Source organism: Bradyrhizobium sp., assembly GCF_035701725.1.
Lineage (GTDB): Bacteria > Pseudomonadota > Alphaproteobacteria > Rhizobiales > Xanthobacteraceae > Bradyrhizobium.
The window spans coordinates 1-6,865 of record NZ_DASSRP010000402.1 but is presented as its reverse complement, the minus strand read 5'-3'; the positions used below and the strand labels follow the sequence as shown (position 1 = coordinate 6,865).

Genomic DNA, 6,865 nt, shown 5'->3' with positions numbered 1-6,865 from the left:
GAGAGATTGCCAACGACCGCAGTCGCATTTTCGATTTTGCGGGGCGAACAGCACGGTCTCATCGACGATGAGGCTCGGCGCCGCATGAATCTGATTGTGCCGCATGTCCGCCGTGCAGCCCTGATCAGCAAGACTATCGATCAAACCAAAGTGCAAGCTGCGACTTTTGCGACCGCGATGGATGCGCTCGCTGCCGGGATGTTTCTGCTCGACATTGTCGGGCGAATTATTCACGTAAACGCTGCCGGCGCAGCCATGGTCGATGCCGGGCCGGTCAAGCTCGTCAACGGCCGCCTCAGGCTCGTTGAACGCGAGCCCGACAGGCTACTTCAGGAAGCCGTTGCCGCGGCGGCCGGCGATCCCGTCGAACTTCGCAGCAGGGCTGCGGCGCTTCCGATCGCAGCTTCTGAGAAGCAAAAGTTTATCCTGCACATGCTGCCGCTCGACAGAAATCGGCGAGACAAACTCGGTGCCGATCGGGAGGCTGCTCTGCTCGTATTCGTGAGACCCTTGGATAGCACCGGAGCAGCAGCCTTGGCCGATTTCGCAAAGCGCTTTGGACTGACGAAACAGGAAGCGCGGGTGCTGGGTGCCCTCGTTGACACGGCTTCCGTGCCAATGGCCGCCGATCTGCTTGGAATTTCAACGACGACGGCACGAACTCACGTGAACAAGATTTTCAACAAAACCGGTGCGCATTCGCAAGCAGCCCTCGTCCGCCTGTTAATCGAAGGGGAATATCCCTTCAAGAATTTCTGATCATTTATTGCGCGCCATTATCGGCGGTCGGGACCGCGTCCACTTCCAAGTCGCGACGCGGCGACGGCGCCGCCACTGGCCTGCCCGGTTGTCGGTTTTTGATCCGGTGATGGGTGGCCGCGAGCAGCTTATTCTCCTTGCGATGCGTGCCGCGGTATCGCCGTATGGCTTGGATGCGCTCGGATCTCTCGCCTCAGGCGATCAGGATCACGCCCGACAGCAGGAGAACTACCAGCACGATACGCCTGAACATCGCATCATTCACATGGCGGAAAGCGATGATGCCAAGAACCGATCCTGCCAGCAGCGCCGGTGTGCTCAAAGCAAGATCTAGCAAGACCTTCGAGGAAAGGTCGCCGCGCATCAGCATCAGCGCGAGCGCAAAAAGCTGCATCGCCGCGATGAAGGGCTGCACCAGGCCGCGCTGTTGATTTTTCGGCACGCCATGCAAATCGCACCATATGGTCGGGAGGGCGCCCGGCATGGCTGTAAGCCCGCCGATCAGGCCGCCGCCGAATCCCACCAGCGCATTTCGGCTGTGAGTCATCTGCTGGAGGTAGCTCAGGGTCGGCCGGAACAACATGTATCCGGCGTAGGTCGCGACCACCAGGCCGAAGCCTTCGCGAAACGTTCGCGCGTCGGTTACATGCAGCAGCCAGACGGCAATGGGAACCCCGAGCAAGCCGCCGAGTACAAGGATCAGGCTTTGCTTCCACTGGATGCTGTTGCGCAGGGCCCATAGATTGGTGGCTTGCACGCCGACGCTGCACGCCATCATTAAGGGAACGGCCTCAAGCGGCTGGAGGACGTGCAGCAGGACGCCGCCGGCAACGGCCGAAAAGGCAAATCCGGCAAGGCCGGAAACAAAGGCGCCTGAAAACACGGCGATGCTGAGCAAAAGATATGACCCGACGTCGCCCATGGAGCGATCCTCCGGCTAATCCCATCTATCTTGAAGCGGCTAGTCGTACCGCGAGGCCATCGCCTCTTCGCGAGTCGACGCCGCGCTGATCGGTTTGGCGCTTTGCAAGATCATGCCGGCCAGAATGTGAAGTATGAAGAAGATGGCAAGCACGGTCCCGACCAAGGAGCTCGCGCCGGGCAATGGGATCCGAAAAGCTGACCTAGTGAAAAGAGTCCTCTCAGCGTCCGACATCGTTGCGGTCCTTCCGGTTTAACGACCGATTGAAAGCGGCGCACTGGTCAGCATCGGCGATCAGATGTCGGTATTGCCAAAGAATTTGGTTGGCCTGCTGGCGACGCGAGTGATGCAGAGCATCGAGAACCAGGGTAAAAAGGCCGCGCCGTTCCGACCTCTCGCATGAGAAAGCCCGCACGGAAGAGTCCATTCCGATCTGGGAGAAAAAGGCGGGTCTCATCGAAAAAACTCCGCATCTCGAAACGCCGGCAAAGCTTACCGGGCTGTTTTCCTGAACCGTTCACTGTTGAAGCTTTCGACACTGCTGTCAGGCAACTTCGTTTGATGCGACAGAAGGGCCGGACGAGCCTGCCTCGACTGGGAATCCCTTGGCGGTTCTGCGAATATCGCCCATGCGCCGAGCAGGAGGGCGAACGCGCCATAGACCACGAAAAACCCGATTTTCCATTTTCGAAGTCCGGCCGGATCTTCGTAATCGCCTTGCGTCTCGTCCCCACGCCCTTCGCGTCCGCAAGTTGAAACGTCCTGCAATCCTGAAGCGTGCGTAGTTTCTGAGACTGGTTGTCGAGAAAATCGCGCTGGGAGGGCCTCGATCATGCTTCGTCTCCTGCGAATGGTGACCCACTCATTGGCTTTCTCGGATCCGAAGGCCACTCCCGTTAGGGGGGAATGGCGATCGACCCGAAATCTTCTGGTGCCGTGCCGGAGGAAAGGGAGGCGAGATAGATTGCGGCTAAGAACACGATGGAAACGGCGAGCCAGGAAAGCGACATTCGGATCGCGCTGTTGCGGGCGGACCGCATTTCGTCGCTGCTTGAGGATCTAGTCGTTACGCTCGGTACGCTCATGTCCGACTCTTTTGCTGGCAGAATTGACCATCACGCTATTCGACAGAACGAACGATGCGCACCATCCGTGCGGCTGATGCGGTGCCATCGAAATGGAGCCTGGGTCGGCGAAAACTTGCGCCGGTTGATTTTGATTTCGGTTGGATCGACCCGGTTCGATTGAGCAATATCGCCATCGCGTTGTTCCAAAACGGTCATGAACTTTTTCCGGCAGTTCGGAAATCGACATCGCGGTCAGCCACCAAAATACGCTTTGATGCTGCAAGCAGTTATGATCTCGTTCACAGAGCAAAGATTCGCTATCTTTGCTAAATTGGAAAACATCAATGACAACCTTTAGTAGCAATCAAGATTTCACTCCTTAAGGTTTTGTCGGTTACGTCTAGGCGTTTTCTTCTAGGCAAGCATCATCCAAATGGATGAGAAAATAACTTTGAGATCAGAAATTCGCGCAAGCTCACGCTCTGGTTGTGAATCATGGTTTGCCAAGGACCTACGAATTCCGCTCGCAGAAAATGCCTGGTGCTTGGATACGCACCATGCATGTCTTCTTGGCAGCGCATTGCTTAATCTTTGATCGGGCGGATTGCCTAACGTCTGGTTTGCGTTGTCGTTCTCAAGTTGAGCGACGTCTTGAATGGATTCGATATTTCAAGATGAATAGGAGCGCGGTCGTCTTGCTCGCTGCCGGCGGAGGGCGATTGGTTGAAAAAAGATTAGCTGTTGGTCACGGGTCGAGCCGTCATTGGAGCGGTTTGACCGGCGATCACGGAAGGAGGGCAATGCCGTGAGCGAGATCGAGGATTTTTCTTCACTGGTAGGCCATATCTACGATGCCTCGTTCGATCCGCTGATGTGGCCCGACGTTCTCCGGCGCTCCTGCGAATATGTGGTAGGAATCTCTGCCGCGCTGGCTTCACACGATGTCAAAGAGAAAACCGGGCAGTTCTTTTATTCGTGGAACGATGATCCGGAATATACGCGTCTGTATTTGGAGAAATACTCGAAGTTCAACCCGGCCATCGTTCCGATGATGAGTTCGGGAGTTGGAGAGGTCGTGGCTATTTCGACGGTGATACCGTACCAGGAGTATCTCGCGTCGCGGCTGCATACCGAGTGGGCTCGCCCCCAGGCCTATGTCGATTCGGTCCATACGATTGTCGAGAAAACGGCCACCAGCTTTGCCACCGTCTCGATCGCCCGGAACGAGGACCAGGGCGTCGCCGACGAAGCGGCATTCGAACGCATGCGACGGCTCAGTCCGCATTTCCGCCCCGCCGTTGCGGTTTCCAAATCCGTCCGACAGCAGAAAGTGGAGGTGGCCACCCTGGCCGACACGCTCGAGGGCATCGAGGCCGCGCTGTTCGTGGTCGATGCAGCAGGTCGCATTGTCCATATGAACGCGGCGGCGCAGGACCTTGCCGACGCGAGCGCTGTAGTGCGCGGTACCCCCGACAAGCAGTTCGTGGCCATGGATACGAACGCCAACGCGTTGCTCAGGGCCGCTTTCGCGTCGGCAGAAGCCGGGGACGCGTCGATGGGAAGTGACCGGAGTTGCAATAACGGTCGGTGGCGACGAGGCCCAACAGTGGGTGGCGCATGTTCTGCCGCTGACAGGGGGACGCCGACGGCGCGCGGGCGTTGCGTATTCCGCCAACGCAGCGATCTTCGTCAGACGGATTGCTCTCGAGCTGTCCACGCCGGTCGAACTCGCGGCAAAGCTCTACAAACTCACCGAGACAGAGCTGCGAGTCCTGTTCGCGATCGTCAGCGGCGACGGTGTCGCCGAGGCGGCAGAGATATTGGGCGTCGCTCCGACCACGGTGCGAACCCACTTGCAGAGCATTTTTCGCAAGACGGAAACCAAGCGGCAATCCAGCCTCGTGAAGCTCGTCGCATCTCTCGCAAGCCCCTTCTTGCGATAATTGTTTCTAGCGAGAGATTCCGCAATAGGCCGCGTCAGCGCGTTCAGTAGGGCGCGGCTGCGCGGTTCGCGGCCCAGAGTAGAGCGAGTCTCTGGCCTTCCATGACCTGGGCCAGCGACATCTTCGAGGCGACCGCATCGCGAAGCTTCAAATAGAAGGTTCGGTCGCGCCCCGATGCTCGTGCTGCGGCAAGGTCGAGCCACTTGTAGGCAAGAATGTAGTCCAGCGGCACGCCATGGCCCTTGTCATAGCTAAGGCCCAATCTGCTCTGCGCGAAGGGATCGCCTTGTTCTGCGGCGCGCAGGTAGAGATCGGCGGCAGCGATATAGTTCTGCGGCACGCCGAATCCGTTTTCGTAGCGAAAACCGAGCCGCCCAATCGCATGGGCGCTGCCACGCGCCACCACGATCGGTTGGGGGCGATAGTACAGATCTTCACCGGCGAATCCGTCGGCGCTCACGACGCAAGGAAGGGCAAGGGCGAGCGCCAGCGACTTAATGAGTGTTGTTGTAGATGGTTTGAGTGCGCGTTTCATTGGGAGTGCTCGCATTGACGGTACCGCGCAATTTCGAACGAAGCTCTTCGGCAACCGTGTGTGCGTCCATGCTGTTCGTGATGATCTGAGGACGGATGAAGATGATCAATTCCGTGCGTGACTTGGTGTTGTCCTGGTGAGAGAAGGCATCGCCTACTCCCTTCAGCTCGTCCAAGAACGGGATTCCGTTCCGGTTCTCGTTCTTCTGGTCCTGGATCAAGCCGGCCAGCAGCACCGTTTGCCCGTTGGCGACCGAAATCGAGCTCTTGACCTTTCGTTCCTGGATGGTGGGGGTCAAGTTCCCAACCGCGGTTCCGGGCACGACCTGGCTGATCTCCTGCTCGACTTCGAGCCTGACATTGCCGTTGGCACTGACGCGAGGAGCCACGTGCAGGATAATTCCGGTGTTGCGGTAGTCGACGGTGTTGACGATCGTATTGCTGCTGGCTGTTGCAGCATTAAGAACGTTTGCAGAGCCAGTCGAGATCGGAACCTGGTTGCCGACCTGCAACGTTGCTGCCTGGTTGTTCACCACGACGAGCGACGGGTTGGACAACACTTTCACCGCCGTGACCGTGTGCAGGGCATCCAGGATCATGGCGGGCTGCGCCTCCTGGCCCACCAGGAAATTGAATCCCGGAAACGCACGGTTGATGAAGGTGTTAACGGCTGTTCCCGCCGCGGCCGCCGTCGACGTCGAGGCCGCCGCTGCCTGTTGTGCCGCTGACGTAGGCGCCACGGTCGATTGGGTGTTGAGAAGCGACCCCTGATCGGGCCGCAGGCCAAGCGCGTGGCTGGTGAGAAAGAATTGAACGCCATAGGCGAGTTCATCGGTCAGGGTGACCTCGGCGATCGTGGCATCGATGGCGACCTGCAACTGCGGCTGGTCGAGCTGTTTCACCGTCGACTCGATGATCCGGTAATTGCCCTGGTCGGCGTAGATCAGCAGCGAATTGTTGACGACATCAGGCGTGATCCGAACGTTTTGCAGCAGCGGCTGTCCGCCGGAGCCCGAGCCACTTCCTTTGTCGAGCTGACCCAGATTGCCGCCAGTTGCGCTGCTTTGCTGCGGCCCGCCAAAGGCTGTTCCCAGTCGCGAGCCGAAACCGCTGCCTGGGGTCGAAGAGGAGCCGGTGCCGCTCGTGGTGCTGCCGCCACTGGTGGTGGTGCTGCCGAACGACCCGCGATCGCTGCTCGACGATGTACCCGATCCCGGCGCAATCTGATTGTCGGCGCTGTCGAGCAGGCCGCCGGATGATCCACCGCCGAACATATCGGTCAAGACGCGGGCCATCTGCTTGGCGTCGCCGTATTTGATCTTGTAGACGTGAACGCTGGTTCGCGTGCTGTCGGCACGGTCGAGCCGCTTGATCCAGGTCTCGACTGTGCGCAGCAGCCCGGGTTTCTTGGTCACGACCATGACCGCGTTGAGCCGGGCGACCGGCTGCAGCTTGACCAGGTTCTGGTTCAGCCCGTTTTCGCCGGAGTCGACGATCTTTTCGAGCTCGGTGATGATCGGTTCAGGGCCGCTATTGGTGATCGGATAGATGCCGATCGATTGTCCACGCATCCAGTCGACGTCGAAGCTCAATGCGGTTTCCACGGCGGTTCGACGTTCTGGACCAGTGCCTTGAATCAA

General features: G+C 58.7%; 8 protein-coding genes. 3 read left to right on the top strand and 5 right to left on the bottom strand.

The annotated features are described in order from the left end of the window. Window positions 1–759: helix-turn-helix transcriptional regulator (locus VFL62_RS24430; RefSeq protein ID WP_325174962.1), on the top strand; the 759-nt coding region annotated here is incomplete at its 5' end. Between the two features lie 193 nt (window positions 760–952). Here the strand turns inward: VFL62_RS24430 and VFL62_RS24425 are convergent. After that, window positions 953–1,681 (bottom strand): sulfite exporter TauE/SafE family protein, encoded by a 729-nt coding sequence (locus VFL62_RS24425; RefSeq protein ID WP_325174961.1) that lies wholly within the window; start codon window positions 1,679–1,681, stop codon window positions 953–955. Window positions 1,682–2,173: 492 nt separating this feature from the next. Next, entirely contained in the window at window positions 2,174–2,515 is a 342-nt protein-coding gene (locus VFL62_RS24420; protein ID WP_325174960.1) for a hypothetical protein, read from the bottom strand. 305 nt (window positions 2,516–2,820) lie between these two features. On the opposite strand from VFL62_RS24420, the gene VFL62_RS24415 reads away from it, so the two are divergent. Next, entirely contained in the window at window positions 2,821–3,078 is a 258-nt protein-coding gene (locus VFL62_RS24415) for a hypothetical protein (protein ID WP_325174959.1), read from the top strand. Window positions 3,079–3,682: 604 nt separating this feature from the next. Here the strand turns inward: VFL62_RS24415 and VFL62_RS26950 are convergent. Further along, complete coding sequence (locus VFL62_RS26950) at window positions 3,683–4,162, bottom strand: hypothetical protein (RefSeq protein WP_414644837.1); 480 nt, start codon at window positions 4,160–4,162, stop codon at window positions 3,683–3,685. A gap of 148 nt (window positions 4,163–4,310) precedes the next feature. Here VFL62_RS26950 and VFL62_RS26945 point away from each other — a divergent pair, with 148 nt between their 5' ends. After that, the gene (locus tag VFL62_RS26945; protein ID WP_414644836.1) at window positions 4,311–4,691 is read left to right on the top strand and encodes a helix-turn-helix transcriptional regulator; all 381 of its coding nucleotides are present in this window, start codon (window positions 4,311–4,313) and stop codon (window positions 4,689–4,691) included. Between the two features lie 43 nt (window positions 4,692–4,734). Here VFL62_RS26945 and VFL62_RS24405 read toward each other — a convergent pair whose 3' ends face one another. Together VFL62_RS24405 and VFL62_RS24400 are read right to left on the bottom strand one after the other, a co-directional pair. After that, entirely contained in the window at window positions 4,735–5,226 is a 492-nt protein-coding gene (locus tag VFL62_RS24405) for a tetratricopeptide repeat protein (RefSeq protein ID WP_325174957.1), read from the bottom strand. After that, window positions 5,186–6,865 (bottom strand): secretin N-terminal domain-containing protein (locus tag VFL62_RS24400; RefSeq protein WP_325174956.1); only part of this gene is annotated, 1,680 nt, incomplete at its 5' end. The genes VFL62_RS24400 and VFL62_RS24405, both read right to left, overlap by 41 nt.